Genomic DNA, 16481 nt, shown 5'->3' on the forward strand with positions numbered 1-16481 from the left:
ATATTACCTTGTTTCTAAAAAAATACCACCTAGCTTTTTTCACTGGAAATAAAAAAGATATGGCACAATTTCCGCTCTTCCCATTAAAACCATATCATAGTAAAACCAAAAGGTATAATAAACCAAAAAGAAAATACCCCAAATAAGCCTTTGCCTTTTTTGCTGACTCCGAACTACATTACTAAATAAAATCAGTTCATACACAGAAAAAAAATATCCCAATCTAGAGGATTGATTTGTTATTCCTCCAAGCTGAGACGTAACCAAATCCAGCATAAACATTCCATATAGAAAAGGAGTTGCCGGCTCTTTCCACTTTAATCTTTTCCAACTGTAAAACAGAATAGCTAACACTGGTACACGTCTTACTATTTGCATCGGCATAATTTTTATAGTACCACTAATATATAGGCGCACATACCGTGCAAAAACATTGTTAATCGCACCTAAAATTCTCGCAAACGCTTCAAGTCCAATCAAAAGCAATATTGCCATTCCAAAGACGAAAACAACTCTTCGAATTCCAATATCGACAACTTTCTCTCCGATTGTAATGTTCACATTTTTGCTCTCATTCTCAAGATAGAAATATAAAAGAAGTATCACCGCTCCGATAATTCCGCTATTATGAAATAGCGTAGCAAAAACTACTGTAAGAATATATCTTTTTATGTCTTTCTTTTGTAAAAAATGAAAACCATAAAACAAAATGGAGATTGCCATCCACTGTCTCATCAAATTCAGTGATGTTCCGTAAAACAGCAAATAGAAAAGAAGCATCGAAAAAGAAATCGAAAAATCGCCCTCTATTTTTTTTAATCCTTTATAGATAAAGCCAATAATCAAGGCGTGCGTCAAAAAGAAAACTCCTTGAATAGATCCTGTCAGCTTCGTTGAAAAATAAACTACTAAATTGTATCCGATTTCCCAATTTGTAACTGCTTTGTATTGAAAATTTGAATAAACTGACTTCCCTAAATAATCAAAAAAGCTCTGTGCGTTTTGAGCTGCATCGTATAACATAAAAGTGTATACTTTTGTATCCGTACCAACGCCGATTTTGCGCATACTTGCTAAAAGAATGGGCATCAGCAATCCCAAAAAGACTAAAACATGCTTTGTAATTTTTTTACTTTTTCCCGTTTCAGCCAGCATCAGCAAAAAAGTGGAGATAGAAAATGTTATCAAATAAATTGCCATCTTTTTTTCCTTCTTTTTTCAATTAGTGAAGATATCATCATTACTAATTTAATTCTAAAAATTTCCCCAAAGGAACTTCTTGCATATCCTGATTTACACAACAATTTAATATACTTACCTATAAACATATAATTTCTATTAGCTTTCATTTCTCGAATTTCATCAATTTGAGAAAAATATTTTGCTATCTCAGCCGTTTTGTGACTTTTTAATTTCAAGTCAATACTGATATCTTCTGGATTCACATTACTCATTGAATTAATATTCTCTCGTAAATATCTAGAAACAACCTTTTGCTTCAATTTATTACTTTGAGAAATTCCAGAATTATTGATTCTATACTTTAGCCCAACTACTGGACAACACGCCATTCGAAATTTCTTTGATGCTCTCAATAGAAAATCATAGTCTTCAGCACAATTGAAATCTCTATATCCTCCAAGCTCATTAAAAACTTCTTTTCTTACAATCCAGGTCGGATGAATCAATGAGCTACGCGCCTTTAAGTAGTTTTTACATCCGGTGTTCCACACTGGGTATTTTTTTATACACCCACACGGATTTCCCATCATATCTATAGGCTGAATATATGTTCCAACAATATCCAAATCATTATAAAACATATACCTTAGTTCACTTTCTATTCGATTCTTATCAGATATATCATCTGCATCCATTCTTGCAATTATTGACCCATTACAATATTGCAGTCCTCGATTCAACGATTTTGTTAAGCCGATATTTTTTTTGTTTTTAATTAGTACTATTTTCCCCTTTTCGTTTAATCCCTCTAGAAAATCTGTAAGATCTTTTCTCAACGGATTATCATTTACAACAACGATTTCTATATTCTTATACGTCTGTTCCTCAATTGAATTTATTGCAGTAGATATAAAACCAATTGGCTCATTATATGTACTCATCAGCACACTTACCAGCATATCCATCATGTCTGAATAATCTCCATTTCTTTCCTAACTTTAGTTTACTCCCTATACAACTCAAACTTTATACTTGCAGTTGCATATAGATTCTCTACGGCTCTAACCTTCGTTGGAATATCGATTTTTTTCAGGTGGGGAACAGCCAGAAAATAGCATTCAAAACTCATGCAATGCACTTATAAAATCCAATTTCACAAACGTAAATAATACTGTCCACCTTGATTAAAAAAGCCACTTAAACATCATATCCCATACAATCTTTTAGAGCTTTCTTCATCTCTTGTTTTTCTTCTATCGTTTTATTTGCCCAGTATGTAGTAAATACAGGATGCTTCTCCATACCTTTCTGGTTTTTCTCTATAAAGTTATCTGTCGTTCTGATTACCCGTCCAGGATTTCCCACAACGATACTATTATCTGGAATATCTCTCGTCACAACAGCACCTGCGCCAATTACTACATTATTACCGATTGTGATCCCTGGAAGAATAATAGCATCTGCACCGATAAAAACATCACTTCCTATAACTACTCGGCCCACTCTGCTATAGCCTATAAATCTCTTTGTACTGGCATCATGTAAAAGAATTCTGGCATCGCTAATAGTAACTCGATTGCCTATTTCTAGCAAAAAAGCATGTCCTCTATCGATTTTATCCGTCCAGATTTCCACATCATCGCCTATTGTGGCACCAAGCTTCCGGAGTTCTTCGACTGTGCATCCCCCGCGGAGTAATTTTTTTATTTTCAGCTTAATTTTTCTAATCATTATTTATACAAACCCCGATATACTTTCTCTAAAGCTTGAAAGAATACATCCTCAGAAAATTTTTCCTCACAGATTTTTCTTGAGGCATTCGATTCATTTTTCCATAAATCCAAATTATTGGTAAGCTGAACCATTGCATGTGTTAACGCGTTAACATCTCCTGGTTTAATTAAGAAGCCATTTTCGTTCTCTTTCACTGCTTCAGCAATGCTGCCAACATCTGTACTTATAATAGGCAAGCTATAAGACATGGCCTCCAATATAGCAATTGGTAGTCCTTCATTATAAGACGGCAATACAAGTACATCAGATTTTTTCAACAATTCTGGCTTTTGTTCTTTTGTAATCCAGCCTAAAAACTCAACGCAGTCTTGTAATCCGTTAGTCTGTGCATATTCTTTTAATCGTTGCTCATCGGTTCCAGAACCAGCAATTAATAGACGAAAATCCGAAACACCTTTATTTTTCATCTTGTTTACAGCCTCTAATAAGTCAACAACTCCTTTACGCCGGATAAGTGCTCCCAGAAATAAAAACGTTCTTATCTTACTGACTTCCTTATCTTCAAAGACAGGAAGAAAAACAGCATTATTGATAACAATAACAATGGCTTTTGGTGCGATTTCCAAAATAAAGTTTTTCCAGTCTTCTCCCAGAACAATGCTAGCATCTGCAATAGAAAACAGTTCCTGAATCTGTTTTTTCCGTTTTTTATTTCCGCTATAATAAAAATCTTTAAATTCAGATCCATGCAAGTGGACTATAACCCGTTTATTGTATCTCTTACACAGTTTAGTTACATAATACTTTCTATAAAAGCTCCCCTTATAAGACATATGAATATGTATTATATCAAACGTATTCCGTTTTATGAGTTTCTTTAGCTTTCTATAGGCATTAACAAAGAAAAGTGCCTTCTTTATCGGATTTCCTGTTACATGTGTAGCTAAATATGAAAATTGAAAGTCATCCCCCCAATCATGATCCATTAACTGATCAATAACACTGTTCATGCCACCCTTTTCTTTTCGATCCGAGCTACACATTAAGATTCTAGTTTTTTTATCATTTTCAGTATTTCCACATATCATCGCATCGATAGAATCAATAATGGTTTGCGTATTTGATACATACGGTTTGACTTCTTTGCATTTTGCCTCTTCGATAGCCTTACCAATCTCGTTACTATCATAACAAGCAGTGACCATTCCGAGTTTTTCAAATGCCTGCACCAACTGAAGCTGATGATCATCAACAGCCTCTAGATATTTTGCCAATCGAGGAACTGCTACTACACGTTTACCCATTTTTACAGCATTCACGATTACTCCTGTGCCACCATGAGTCAACACGATATCGCAGTTTTTCATTATTTCATTGAATTCGCCACGATTCAAAAATTCTTTGTATTTATAATTTCTTATTAAATAGTTGCTGGAACCAATTTGAGCAAAAACCTCATCGGTAATTGATCCATTCTCTATAGCTTTATCTACAGCCTCTAACAATCTGTTAAACTGGAAACTTCTTGATCCTGTCGTGATAAATATCATCAATAAATTCCCCCTTTACAAATTGCATTCGGATAGAATTTTTTCATACTTTCCCACTGTACATAAAACTGGTCTGCAAACTTATACGCAATCTTTCCAGAAAGATTAGGCGAATAAATTTTTGCAAACGATTCAATATATATCACCTTACCACCAAAAATTTTCGTCCATGCCATTAATGGCACTGCGGCTAAAGCACCAGTGGAAATGATATAATCTGGTCTATCTGATAAAACGATAAAAAACGATTTTATAATGTTTGCAAAAAACTTTAAAAAGAACATTTTATCTGTTCGATTAATTGACATAACATATTTCACCGGTATATCTCCAACCTTAACATCATAGCCTATTTTTTCTGTTACAATATAGCCGCTATATTTTTCAATTAAAGGCTTAAGCATCATCAACTGCTCAAAATGTCCTCCCGATGATGACGCCAAGCATATCTTTACTTTCTTTTCTTTCATAAATTACAGTCTCCAGAAGCGCATACCAGATGCTTTAAGATCAGATACTTTATAAAGTCCCTTTACATCAATCAGAACTTTTTCGTTTTCATTGCCTGCCTTGAACATTTTCTTGATATCATCCAAACTCAACGCCTTAAACTCATCATGTGCAACAGCAACAATCACACAGTCTGCATCTTTTGCATCTTCCAACTTAGTTAGAGTAACACCATACTCATGCATCGCATCTCTTTCACTTGTCCAAGGATCAACAACTACCGGTTTAATACCATATGTATTCAGCTGCTTGATAATATCGTTAACTTTACTATTTCTAGTATCCGGGCAGTTCTCTTTAAATGTAAGGCCCAGAATAACTACTTTTGATTTTTTAGGTGCCTGTCCAACTGCAATCATCTGTTTTACTGCACTATCAGCAACATATTTTCCCATACTGTCATTAATAATACGTCCATTCAGAATAATCTGACTATGATATCCAAGTTTTTCTGCCTGATATGTGAAATAATATGGGTCAACTCCTATACAATGACCACCAACTAAACCTGGTCGGAAACCAAGGGCATTCCACTTAGTATTCATACCCTCTACAACTTCATTGGTGTCAATATCCATCCGATCAAACACCATAGCAAGCTCATTCATAAACGCTATATTAATATCACGTTGACTATTTTCTACAACTTTAACAGCTTCAGCTGTTCTCATATTGGAAACCGGATGTGTTCCAACCTCAATTACGATGTCGTATATATTTTTAATCTCTTCAAGAGACTCTGCATCGCAACCAGATACAATTTTATGAATATTCTCTAAACGATGTACTTTATCACCTGGATTGATACGCTCTGGGCTATACCCAATTTTAAAGCCCACACCACACTTTAATCCTGATTCTTTCTCAAGAATAGGAATACATACATCCTCAGTACACCCCGGATAAACAGTAGATTCATAAACCACGATAGCGCCCTTAGTAAGGTTACGACCAACAATTTCAGATGCACCAATAACAGGGGTTAAATCCGGTGTATGATCAGTATTTACTGGAGTTGGAACTGCAACAATCAAAAATTTTGCAGATTGTAGTGATTTCTCATCAGCAGTGAAACAAACTGTTGTACTTTTAATAACTTCATCGCCAACTTCTTTTGTAGGATCAATACCTTCTTTATATAGATTTATTTTTGCTTCGTTGAGATCAAACCCAATAACATCTAAGCCTTTTTTTGCGAAAGCAACAGCTATTGGCATACCAACGTAACCTAACCCAACCAACGCAAGTTTTTCTTCACCATGAATTAATTTCTCATACAATGACATTTCTTTTACCTCCAAATTTAACGCTTAAATTGACATTTATGAACCTATTCCACCGTAACGCTTTTTGCCAAATTTCTCGGCTTATCAACTTCAAGTCCCTTTACAATGCTCACGTAATATCCCAACAACTGTAATGGTATTGCAGCCAGTGAAGCCATAAATTTCTCATCCACCTTCAGTACATAAGTAACAAAATCAGCTGTTTCTTCAATCTCGTAATTCCCATATAAAGTTACTGCACATAAATTCGCTCCACGGCTTTTGTTCTACCATATTGCTCTCTGTTTTCTCATACAGTTAACCTTGTGTAAGAACTCCAATAACAAAAGTCCCATCTTCAGTTAAACTAATCGTGCCATGTTTCAACTCTCCTGCGACGTATGCCTTAGAATGGATGTAACTGATTTCTTTTAGCTTCAAGCTTCCTTCTAGGCATACTGCGTGACCAATATCTCTTCCAACAAAGAACACCTCCTTCTTGTTTTGCGCACTTACTTGCAAACCACTGCAGTCTTTCCTTGTCATCCAGAATCTTCTCAATCTAAGCTAGAATGGATTGAAGTTCCTCGGTGAGGCGACTGCACTCTTGTTGCTCAAGTTCTCCTCTAACCTTCGCGAATTGAAGTGCAATGCCGTAATTCTCCATCACTGATTTCGCAGGATAGATATTGGTTGATGGCGTAATAACAACAAAACCCGCAATGTTAAACATTGTTTTAATGTCCAACGTTGCGGTCAAACCCTGTTCTTTTTTACGAGATATATGTTTCTCCTGTAATATTTTGTTTCCTCATGATTGGTTTCATTTATTTTTATATTTTGTAAGCTATTAGGCGGTCATATATGTTTTTTGCCATTCGATTATGTAGGAAACCACTTGTATCATAGGGGCAGATATTTCTTTAATTATTAAGAAAATAAGCTGATGATGGATGTGATACTAATATCTACTAAAAACTTTCTATCTGCAAATAATTGTTATTATTTAAACCAGACACTTTATCGTCCTATTTATTTATGCAATAATCTAGGTGTACAAAACATAGTTATTTATAATTGCATTATTTTTAGAAGGGAGAGATATGCTAACAAATTGTAGAGGACCAGGAGTAAATGTAGAAAGCCAATAAAACTTCAATAATTAGACTGAAAATATATAGTATGTTCAATAATGAGGGGGTACCAAACAATGAAATACATATACGAACAACAAAAAACATATCTTACAGATTTTATTAATTCATTATCACTTGAAAGGAATCTATCAGAGAAAACTCTTTATGCTTATAAAAGTGATTTGGTATGTTTGCTTACTTGGTTAGATGAAAATAGATATGATTCATTAAATACACAGTCAATCTCAGATTATTTTCTTTATTTGCAAAAAGATAAGAAATTATCACCGCGATCTATTCGCAGAAAGTATGTCTCCATCAAACAGTTTTTTTACTACATAAATACAGAAAAAGGAATCAACGAGATATTTATGAAGTTCTCCTCTAGAAAGTTTCAGCTGCCAAAGTCCCTGCCACGTACTTTATCAAAAGCGGAGATTAATCAATTGATTTCTACTGTATCAAGAGAATATTGGTCAGCTCCAAGTGATTTTTATCGGAGACTCTATTTGAGAGATATGTGTATAATTGAAGTGTTGTTTTGTTTAGGCTTGAGAATTGGAGAGGTTGCAGCGCTAAATATAGGGGATTACGATTCTGTTGAGGCATCATTTTTAATTCATGGTAAGGGAAACAAAGAACGATTACTTTTTATATCCTCAATCGCAGTAAATCAGAAACTTCAGAAATGGATCAGAACGAGAAAAGAATTTAATATTCAGGACGATGCTCTGTTTGTTAATAAATACGGAAAACGATTAAGTATCTACAGCATAGAAAATCTATTTTATAAGTATCGGGAATTGGCACATATAAATTCTAATGCAACCCCTCATTATTTAAGACATAGTTTTGCAACCCAATTATTAAACAACGGAGCTGATATTAGAGCGGTACAGGAGATATTGGGACATAGTAGTATTGTTACAACACAAATTTATACGGAAGTATCATTAAAAAGAAAGAGAGAGGTGCTATTAAACTGTAATGGAAGAAATTTTATTAATTTACCAGAAGATAGTATGGTGGATGAGTGGCTGTAATGAACTTCGGTAAATGTAATTTTTTACAAACTTTAACAATCAATTATGTAATAAAGATTTTTGAAAATTAATCTGGTCGAAAGAGTAAAATAAAGTGTTTAGAAATACAGCCTTTTAATTAAAAGTTAAAAAGTTTATATTAATAATTAAGAATATAATATAATGTAAAGAATATATATTTATGTTATAGTAGTTGATAAAATATGTAGGCATAAAAAATTTGTCAATTAATAAACTATATGTACTACTTTTTGAAAGGTAACCAATATGATAAATTTATATGATAAAACTATGTGGAACTATATAATAAAGGACATTGGAAAAGAACTGGAATATCTTCCATATGCTATACTACTGGGCTTAATATTGTTCTTTATTACAAAAAATATCTTATTTAAAAGTAATAAGAGCTCCCATTATTTCTATAAATTTATATTTCTAATCTATCTATTAGCATTAGTTCATATCACTTTATTCGAGCGCGAACCAGGCTCACGGACAGCGATCAGTCTTACCTTATTTGAAACATTAGGCGGTTCCAGAAATAATGCATATGTTATAGAAAATGTACTCTTATTTATTCCTTTTGGTTTTTTGCCAGCTACTCTTTTTAGGCCTATGCGTAATTTGGTATTCAGCCTTATGGGCGGGGCCTTCTGCAGCCTAATGATTGAAACGACTCAACTGATCACCCAAAGAGGATATTTTCAGGTAGATGATATTCTTATGAATAGTATCGGCACAGTGCTTGGCTGTAGTTGTTTCTGTCTGCTAACAGGAATCTATAGGATTTGCAGATATACCATCACAAAGTGTTTTGGTTCTGTAAAAATTTGATTTGTTGCTCATCATCAGATAGTTTGTCATAAGTTGTCGAAACGCGGATCATGCAATAAACGAGTAAGACCAATGTAATGAGGCAACTGACTACAAAACATATAGAACCATATAATAGAAGAGAAATAAGTGACATATATTTAGCTCCTTCCAATCACCATATTTGTGGAGGTGATGGTTTCTTCTATATAATATAGGTTTCATATTATCAGTTTATACAAGATTTAATAAACCTGAAAAAATAAATACTAATGCAAAGCTAAATGTCTATGATCCATAATAAATTAATAGACAAGGTAATTATCTATAATATTGGTGTAAAACAGCAGGATCGCTAAAAGTTAGTGATCCTGTCTTTTTATAAATACAATCCGGTGATATTGTTCGTAAAATACGTTGAAAACAGATTATATAGACATGTTTTAGGCTGAAAAAGCTTGCAAAATATGGAAAGGTGAGTTAATATAGTCTCAACGGGTTACATATTCCGGAAAAATAATTTTAGGAAAAGGATTTTGAAAGGAGAATGCAATTATGAGAATGAAGAAGCTTGCTGTTATGGCATTAGCAACAGCTCTCTCCGTAGGTTCAGTCATGACAGCGTCAGCTGCATGGTTACAGGAGGGAAGCAACTGGAGATACCAGAATGATAATGGTACATTCCAGACAGGAACATGGTTTAGAGACGCTGATGGAAGATGGTATCATTTCGACAACAACGGAATTATGCAGAAGGGCTGGTTCCAGGATGCTGACGGAAAATGGTATTTCCTGGCATACAATGGCGTTATGCAGGTTGGCCTGATCAAGGTTGATAATCAGGTTTATTACATGGGGACAAGCGGTGACTTATTTATCGGTGATATGAAGATCGGTAATACGACTTATAACTTTGGCCTTTATGGAACTACTAATGGACAGCCTAGCGTACCAGCATCAGCTACATATGGTGGAAATGGTAACCAGTCACTGAATGGTGGCGGTGGCGGAAGCAGTTCCGGCGGTGGTAGTACAACCCCAACCCCTGTTCCGGTACCGGATGAAGTAGGATCAGCGGTGGACAATGTTAAGGGAGAAGTTGAAAATGTAAAAGAAGCAGCTAAGGATGTAATCTCTAATATTGTTGTGCCTGAGCCTAAGATGGATAGTGATAAGAAGGCGACTGTACCTGTTACGGTAACCGTAAAAGAGGTTAAAACTCAGGAAGATGTAACGACAGTAAAGGAGGCGGTTACAAGCCTTGTAGGAAAAACAGTAGAAGGTGTTGCTTCTGATGAAATTGTTACTGTAGTTATTCCTGATGGAGTAGTTATACCGGGTCTTCCAAGTCATACAAAAGAAATCAAAGTTGAAGATATGGATAGTGAGATGAGCCGTTTATTAGATAAATATTTAACGGTTGATAATTTAGATAAGTACAAAACTGGAACTGTAGCGTCTATTATTGTACCAGTAGAGGGTGTAGACGTAACTTACACAATTACTTTAAAATAATTAATATTTCCAACCATTTATAGGGTGGCTCCCAAAGGAACCGCCCTATTTTTCAGTGCACCTTACAAAATAATATACACAACCATTTTTCAACCCAGGCAACAAAACCAATGTGGAGCAAATTATGAAAAATAGAACAAGGACTGCAAAGCGCTGCAGCCTGTTATCACTGCTGTTCCCTACATTTCTAATGGTCACGTTTTTCTGTACCCCTGCTTATGCCGGCAGTATCAATGGCAACGAGCAGTCGATCGTTTCCGTCATCAACGGCCAGTTCGAGCAGGACGGTGTTATCTACAAAGTTCGTCAGGAATATATAAATTCTGCAATGGGTTACTTACAGCAGGATGATGTGGATCTGACAGCAGAGCAGGCACAATCCGTGATATCTGAGATCTATTCCAATGTACAGACTGGTGTCGACAGCGGATATTTAGAGCAGATCGGGCAGACCGCGCCTCCGGAGACGGCACCGGCCGAAAGTCCAAAGGGCGGAGAAACAGGAAATAACGGAAGTAAGAATCCGGATGGCCAGGAAACAGACGGAAACGCAGAGGCTGGAAATCAGCCGGGAGAGAGTACGGAAAGCGGAGAATCAACCGGAGAAACTGTCGGTGATGGGCAGAATGGTGGGGACGGAACGGATAATCCGGATGGATCAGACTCTGAGGAGCCGCAGGAGGTAATTCCGCCAACCCCGGAGGTAATCTCGATTCTGGAGCTCGTGGACAAGGCACCGCCTCAGTCATACGAGTATTTATCAAAGGATACAGACGCCCTGATGGCGCGCATCCATATTCCTTATCAAATACTATGGTACATTATTATCATATTGGCTGTGGTCATAGCGATTATTACAGCCATTTCATTCTTAAAAAAGCTTTTTGTACACCATCATAACAGAAAGCTGAGGAAACTTTTTAGATTTATATTGGCAGCGGAAATAGGTGTGCTGTCCGCCATTTGCTTTTCGGCAGTAAGCGTCTGGATCGGGGCGTTTCAGGACAGTGCTGTTTTGAATAAACTTGCGGATACGGGATATTACCGCACGATCTTTGAGGAACTGCGGCGTGATACTTCTATCTCGTTTGCACTTCTGGACATCCCGGATAACGTTATGGATGGCGCGATTACGTATGAGCGCGTCGTGCTGGCAGCAAGGCAGCAGGTGGAGAGTGATCTAAGCCAGGGCGTTTATCAGGCGGATACTTCCGTGCTGACAGACCAGCTGGAGGCAGATATCAGATCATACCTGGAAGACAGATCTGTTACTATGACGGAGCAGGCCCAGACTGGGCTGGATGAACTGATGAATCGTCTGGATCAGAAGTACTCCTCGCTGCTTAAATGGCCATTTGCAGCATGGTGGATAGAAATGAAAACGGAATTTTTTGCTTTTGCAAAAATAGCACTGCCGCTTTCACTGCTGCTTGTCATTCTTTCACAGGCCCTTATCATCGGCTTGAACCATTATAAACACCGTGGTGTTATACTGGGCGGAAAAGGCCTGATGGGCGGCGGACTGATAACTGCGGCGGCCTTTGGCGCCGGCATGGTCATAGTCGGTCAGAACCTGCCGAAGGTGACCCCGGATTACATGGAACTGTTTTTCAAAATATACGGTAACGGGTTGTGCAGAACCGGTATGATTACGGGAGTGATAGGAGTCCTTCTCGGAGTCATTGTCCTGGTCGCGGTCCATACCTGGAAAGACAGCAAATAACAAAGTCAACAAATAACAAAGTCAACAAATAGCAAAGACAGTAAATAACAAAGACAGTAAATAACAAGACAACAAATAAAAAATACTAAGCAACCATTAACGATCACACAAAGAGAAAGGGAACGGTAAGAAGGATGGATTTATACGACATTCACTGCCATTTAATTCCCGGAGTGGACGATGGGTCACAGACGATGGAAGAGAGCCTGGAGGCCATGAAGCTGGAATATGAGGAGGGCGTGCGCCATATCATATGCACCTCCCATTTTTCTGCGGACTGTGAGGCCGGATACGCCTCTAAACTGCAGGAGGGCTTCGAACAGCTGAAAGCGCGCTTAAAGGAGACCCCGTACGGGGCTGAAATGAGGCTGCATCTCGGTAATGAGCTGATGTATTCCGAAAGCCTTCTGGAGTGCCTTGACGAGGGCCGCGCGTGGACTATGGCGGGCAGCCATTACATTCTGGTGGAGTTTTTACCGTCCGTTCGTTATGAAGAGCTGTACAAGGGACTGCGAAGGCTGGCATCCGGCGGCTATACGCCGATCCTGGCTCACATGGAGCGTTACCGCTGCCTGTATAAGGAGACGGACCGGCTCGATGAATTAAGGGATCTGGGCATTTGCCTTCAGGTAAATGGAGCCAGCCTGTTTGGCGGAGTGTTTGATTCTGCCAGCGCGGTGGTTCGCAAGCTCTGCAAGTCGGGGCGGATCCATTTTCTGGGAACAGATTCCCACGGCACTCATTATCGAAAACCGCAGATAAAAAAGGCAGCGGCGTGGATTCACGATAACTGTCCGGCACCTGTTGCTGAAGGGATTTTATGCGGGAATCCGATGGCGGTACTGGAGGATAAATTATTTTGATTTAGGAGAAAATTATGGGAACCAATCAGGATGACGAGATTGAAATTGATTTGAAGGAACTATTTTACGTAATCAAACGGAAACTGTGGATTATCCTTCTGACCGGCATTGTGGGTGCCGTCGGCTTCGGACTTTTTACTGCGATGGTAATGAAGCCTGTCTATACGTCCTCTACGATGCTCTATATCGTGAATAAGACGACTACGCTGACCTCCCTGACGGATTTACAGCTGGGAACCCAGCTGACTAAGGATTACAAGGTCCTGGTGACCAGCCGGCCCGTTACGGCGCAGGTTATTACAAACCTGGACTTAAATTTAAGCCATGAACAGTTAGTGAAAAAAATTAAGGTGGACAATCCTACCGATACCCGTATCCTCACCATCTCGGTGGAGGACACAGACCCCTACATGGCCAAATCCATAGCCGATGAGTTCGCATCGGTAGCATCTGCCCGTATGGCTGAAATTATGGATTCCGCGCCGCCGAACATTGTAGAGGAGGCGTATCTGCCAACACAGAAGACAAAACCAAGCATTACGAAGAATACCATGATCGGCGGTCTGGCAGGTGTGTTCCTGGCAGGAGCGGTTATACTCGTGCTGTTTGTGATGAACGATGCGATTAAGACGCCTGAAGATGTAGAGAAGTACTTAGGACTCAATACACTGGCTACGATCCCGGTATTTGAGGGCGAGACAGGCGCGAAAAAGAAGAAATCCAAACGGAAGAAGAGCGGGAGGTAAGCGGGATGCAGAAGGTTTTATTGCGTAAACACGATAAGCTGGATTTCAGGGCAAACGAGGCGTTTAAAACGCTGCGTACCAACATCCTGTTTTCCGGTCATGACACAAGAGTTATTACACTGACCAGCTCGACACCCAACGAAGGAAAATCATCTCTTTCGTTCCAGCTGGCGGTTTCTTTCGCGGAAGCGGACAACCGCGTCCTGTTTATCGACGCTGACATTCGTAAATCCGTGCTTGTGGGCCGTTATAAGGCGGAGGGCAATAAGTTCGGCCTGACCCATTATTTATCCGGACAGAAGACTATTGACGATGTAATCTGCAACACGGATATTAACAACATGGATATGATCTTTGCCGGTCCGGTTTCACCGAATCCGACAGAGCTTTTAAGCGGCGATTTATTTGCAGATCTGATCCAGAAGGCGCGGGAGGAGTACGACTACGTAATCATCGATGCTCCGCCGCTGGGCAGCGTTATTGACGCGGCTCTGATTGCCAGACATGTGGATGGCACCATTATCGTCGTTGAGAGCGGCGCAATCAGCTATAAGATGGTTCAGCACGTAAAGGAACAGCTGGAAAAGGGCGAATGCCGCATTCTGGGTGTGGTCTTAAACAAGGTGGACTTAGACCGCGATTCCTACTATGGAAATTACTACGGTAAGTATTATGGCAAGTACTATGGGAATTACGGAGAGGAAACGAAAAAGTAGGACAGTACATAACATAAAAATATTCTTAAAAATACCCGCAGACAACAGAGACTGCGGGTATTTTTTCGTTTATCCCCTCGAAAACGTAGCTTTTCTGCCGCTTTTTCGATATAATAAATAAGAAAGAGTTGACTTTACCACAGAAAAGCAGTAAAAGTAAGTGGAATAAAATTAAAAACATAGTAAGGATGGAAGAAACGATGTATCAGATTGATTTTCATAAACCAGAGAATATACATTTTATAGGGATCGGCGGCATCAGCATGAGCGGTCTGGCCGAAATACTTATCGACGAGGGATTTACTGTTTCTGGGTCCGACTCTCATGAATCGGAGCTTACGGATCATTTAGCTGCAAAGGGCGCCAGAATTGCCTGTGGACAGAGTGCGGATAATATTGTTGACGGGATCGACGTAGTTGTCTACACGGCGGCCGTTCATCCAGACAATCCGGAATTTGCCGCAGCCAGAGATAAAGGGCTTCCCATGCTGAGCCGCGCGGAGCTGCTGGGTCAGATGATGAAAAATTACGAGAATGCGGTTGCTGTTTCCGGAACTCACGGGAAGACTACGACCACATCCATGATTACAGAGATTCTTCTGGCTGCTGATGCGGATCCCACGATCTCCGTAGGCGGCATCTTAAATTCCATTGGAGGCAACATTCGGGTGGGTGGACCGGAGCTTTTCGTGACGGAAGCCTGTGAATATACCAACAGCTTCCTGTCCTTTTTCCCGACCATTGAGGTGATTTTAAACGTGGAGGCAGACCATCTCGATTTCTTCAAGGATTTGGACGATATCCGCCATTCCTTCCGCCTGTTTGCCGAGAAGCTGCCGAATGACGGCCTTCTGGTCATCAACAGCGATATAACGGATTATAGAAAGATTACGAAGGGGTTATCCTGCCGTATCATTACATTTGGAAAAGAAGAGGGCAGTAAGTACCGTGCAGAGCATATTCGTTTCGACGAACTGGCGAGGCCGGTCTTTGACCTGAGTGTGGACGGGGAAATTGTGGATACCGTGGCCTTGGGTGTTCCCGGTGAGCACAATGTGTATAACTCCCTGGCTGCCGTGGCTGTGTGTACGGAACTGGGGATATCTCTGGAGATGATCAGGAAGGGACTGTGGAATTTCACCGGCACAAACCGCCGCTTTGAGAAGAAGGGAGAGCTGGGAGGCGTCACTATTATTGATGATTACGCCCATCATCCGCAGGAAATCAGCGCATCCCTGGCGACTGCGCTTAATTATCCGCACCAGAAGCTGTGGGTCGTATTCCAGCCCCACACCTACACGCGTACCAGGGCGTTTCTTGACGAATTTGCAGAGGCCCTGTCCATGGCTGACGAAGTAATCCTCGCAGATATCTACGCGGCCCGCGAAACCGACAATTTAGGCATCAGTTCCAAAGATATTGTCGACAGAATCGAGGCAAAAGGGGTAAAAGCCCATTATATTCCGTCCTTTGACGAAATAGAAACATTTATTTTGGAAAACTGTATACACGGTGATTTGTTGATAACTATGGGGGCCGGAGACATTGTAAAAGTGGGAGAAAAGCTGTTAGGGAAGTAGTTATCCACATTATCCACATAGTTTTCAACATTTTATGTAAAGAAGCTATGTGGATTTTTTAATTAACATAAATTATTGACTCACAATTTTAGAAAGAACGAA

At 39.2% G+C, this 16481-nt stretch carries 14 protein-coding genes and 1 pseudogene; 8 read left to right on the top strand and 7 right to left on the bottom strand.

Translation table 11 applies throughout. The annotated features are described in order from the left end of the window. Positions 1-39: 39 nt before the first annotated feature. From DFR60_RS15225 to DFR60_RS15255, 7 genes and pseudogenes are all read right to left on the bottom strand, one after another. On the bottom strand, positions 40-1200 hold the full coding sequence (locus DFR60_RS15225; protein ID WP_110323649.1) for an EpsG family protein: 1161 nt from the start codon (positions 1198-1200) through the stop codon (positions 40-42). Further along, positions 1185-2150: a glycosyltransferase gene (locus DFR60_RS15230; protein ID WP_110323650.1), complete on the bottom strand. Its 966-nt coding sequence runs from the start codon at positions 2148-2150 to the stop codon at positions 1185-1187. The genes DFR60_RS15225 and DFR60_RS15230 overlap by 16 nt, the downstream gene beginning before the upstream one ends. 229 nt (positions 2151-2379) lie before the next feature. After that, the gene (locus tag DFR60_RS15235) at positions 2380-2913 is read right to left on the bottom strand and encodes an acyltransferase (RefSeq protein ID WP_110323651.1); all 534 of its coding nucleotides are present in this window, start codon (positions 2911-2913) and stop codon (positions 2380-2382) included. Continuing rightward, complete coding sequence (gene pssE, locus DFR60_RS15240; RefSeq protein ID WP_110323652.1) at positions 2913-4466, bottom strand: PssE/Cps14G family polysaccharide biosynthesis glycosyltransferase; 1554 nt, start codon at positions 4464-4466, stop codon at positions 2913-2915. The genes DFR60_RS15235 and pssE overlap by 1 nt, the downstream gene beginning before the upstream one ends. Continuing rightward, entirely contained in the window at positions 4466-4936 is a 471-nt protein-coding gene (gene pssD, locus DFR60_RS15245; protein ID WP_207659539.1) for a PssD/Cps14F family polysaccharide biosynthesis glycosyltransferase, read from the bottom strand. The genes pssE and pssD overlap by 1 nt, the downstream gene beginning before the upstream one ends. 3 nt (positions 4937-4939) lie before the next feature. Next, complete coding sequence (locus DFR60_RS15250; RefSeq protein WP_110323653.1) at positions 4940-6262, bottom strand: nucleotide sugar dehydrogenase; 1323 nt, start codon at positions 6260-6262, stop codon at positions 4940-4942. A gap of 44 nt (positions 6263-6306) precedes the next feature. Continuing rightward, a pseudogene (locus DFR60_RS15255) lies at positions 6307-6974 on the bottom strand (SIS domain-containing protein); the annotation flags it as partial. A gap of 477 nt (positions 6975-7451) precedes the next feature. Between DFR60_RS15255 and DFR60_RS15260 the strand changes: the two are divergent. The 8 genes from DFR60_RS15260 (at position 7452) to murC (ending at position 16379) form a co-directional block, all read left to right on the top strand. Continuing rightward, positions 7452-8420: a tyrosine-type recombinase/integrase gene (locus DFR60_RS15260; protein WP_110323654.1), complete on the top strand. Its 969-nt coding sequence runs from the start codon at positions 7452-7454 to the stop codon at positions 8418-8420. A gap of 291 nt (positions 8421-8711) precedes the next feature. Next, a complete protein-coding gene (locus DFR60_RS15265) occupies positions 8712-9257 on the top strand; it encodes a VanZ family protein (RefSeq protein WP_243005087.1) in 546 nt (181 codons plus the stop codon). Between the two features lie 534 nt (positions 9258-9791). Then, the gene (locus DFR60_RS15270; RefSeq protein WP_110323656.1) at positions 9792-10751 is read left to right on the top strand and encodes an N-acetylmuramoyl-L-alanine amidase family protein; all 960 of its coding nucleotides are present in this window, start codon (positions 9792-9794) and stop codon (positions 10749-10751) included. A gap of 124 nt (positions 10752-10875) precedes the next feature. Further along, positions 10876-12474 (top strand): ICP22 family protein, encoded by a 1599-nt coding sequence (locus DFR60_RS15275; RefSeq protein ID WP_110323657.1) that lies wholly within the window; start codon positions 10876-10878, stop codon positions 12472-12474. Between the two features lie 134 nt (positions 12475-12608). Then, entirely contained in the window at positions 12609-13337 is a 729-nt protein-coding gene (locus tag DFR60_RS15280; RefSeq protein WP_110323658.1) for a CpsB/CapC family capsule biosynthesis tyrosine phosphatase, read from the top strand. Positions 13338-13351: 14 nt separating this feature from the next. After that, positions 13352-14083, top strand: coding sequence for a YveK family protein (locus tag DFR60_RS15285; RefSeq protein WP_110323659.1), 732 nt, complete (start codon positions 13352-13354; stop codon positions 14081-14083). Between the two features lie 5 nt (positions 14084-14088). Beyond that, positions 14089-14799: a CpsD/CapB family tyrosine-protein kinase gene (locus DFR60_RS15290; RefSeq protein ID WP_110323660.1), complete on the top strand. Its 711-nt coding sequence runs from the start codon at positions 14089-14091 to the stop codon at positions 14797-14799. A gap of 200 nt (positions 14800-14999) precedes the next feature. Beyond that, positions 15000-16379, top strand: a complete 1380-nt coding sequence (gene murC, locus DFR60_RS15295; protein WP_110323661.1) for a UDP-N-acetylmuramate--L-alanine ligase — start codon at positions 15000-15002, stop codon at positions 16377-16379. The last annotated feature ends 102 nt before the right edge of the window (positions 16380-16481 follow it).

The organism is Hungatella effluvii (assembly GCF_003201875.1).
Classification (GTDB): domain Bacteria; phylum Bacillota; class Clostridia; order Lachnospirales; family Lachnospiraceae; genus Hungatella; species Hungatella effluvii.

Excerpts from the sequence above, each read along its gene's own strand:
- DFR60_RS15250 (WP_110323653.1), bottom strand. The coding sequence starts at position 6,262 with ATGTCATTGTATGAGAAATTAATTCATGGTGAAGAAAAACTTGCGTTG.
- DFR60_RS15230 (WP_110323650.1), bottom strand. The coding sequence starts at position 2,150 with ATGATGGATATGCTGGTAAGTGTGCTGATGAGTACATATAATGAGCCA.
- DFR60_RS15265 (WP_243005087.1), top strand. The coding sequence starts at position 8,712 with ATGTGGAACTATATAATAAAGGACATTGGAAAAGAACTGGAATATCTT.
- murC (WP_110323661.1), top strand. The coding sequence starts at position 15,000 with ATGTATCAGATTGATTTTCATAAACCAGAGAATATACATTTTATAGGG.
- pssE (WP_110323652.1), bottom strand. The coding sequence starts at position 4,466 with ATGATATTTATCACGACAGGATCAAGAAGTTTCCAGTTTAACAGATTG.
- DFR60_RS15275 (WP_110323657.1), top strand. The coding sequence starts at position 10,876 with ATGAAAAATAGAACAAGGACTGCAAAGCGCTGCAGCCTGTTATCACTG.
- DFR60_RS15235 (WP_110323651.1), bottom strand. The coding sequence starts at position 2,913 with ATGATTAGAAAAATTAAGCTGAAAATAAAAAAATTACTCCGCGGGGGA.
- DFR60_RS15290 (WP_110323660.1), top strand. The coding sequence starts at position 14,089 with ATGCAGAAGGTTTTATTGCGTAAACACGATAAGCTGGATTTCAGGGCA.
- DFR60_RS15225 (WP_110323649.1), bottom strand. The coding sequence starts at position 1,200 with ATGGCAATTTATTTGATAACATTTTCTATCTCCACTTTTTTGCTGATG.
- DFR60_RS15285 (WP_110323659.1), top strand. The coding sequence starts at position 13,352 with ATGGGAACCAATCAGGATGACGAGATTGAAATTGATTTGAAGGAACTA.
- DFR60_RS15260 (WP_110323654.1), top strand. The coding sequence starts at position 7,452 with ATGAAATACATATACGAACAACAAAAAACATATCTTACAGATTTTATT.
- DFR60_RS15270 (WP_110323656.1), top strand. The coding sequence starts at position 9,792 with ATGAGAATGAAGAAGCTTGCTGTTATGGCATTAGCAACAGCTCTCTCC.
- DFR60_RS15280 (WP_110323658.1), top strand. The coding sequence starts at position 12,609 with ATGGATTTATACGACATTCACTGCCATTTAATTCCCGGAGTGGACGAT.
- pssD (WP_207659539.1), bottom strand. The coding sequence starts at position 4,936 with ATGAAAGAAAAGAAAGTAAAGATATGCTTGGCGTCATCATCGGGAGGA.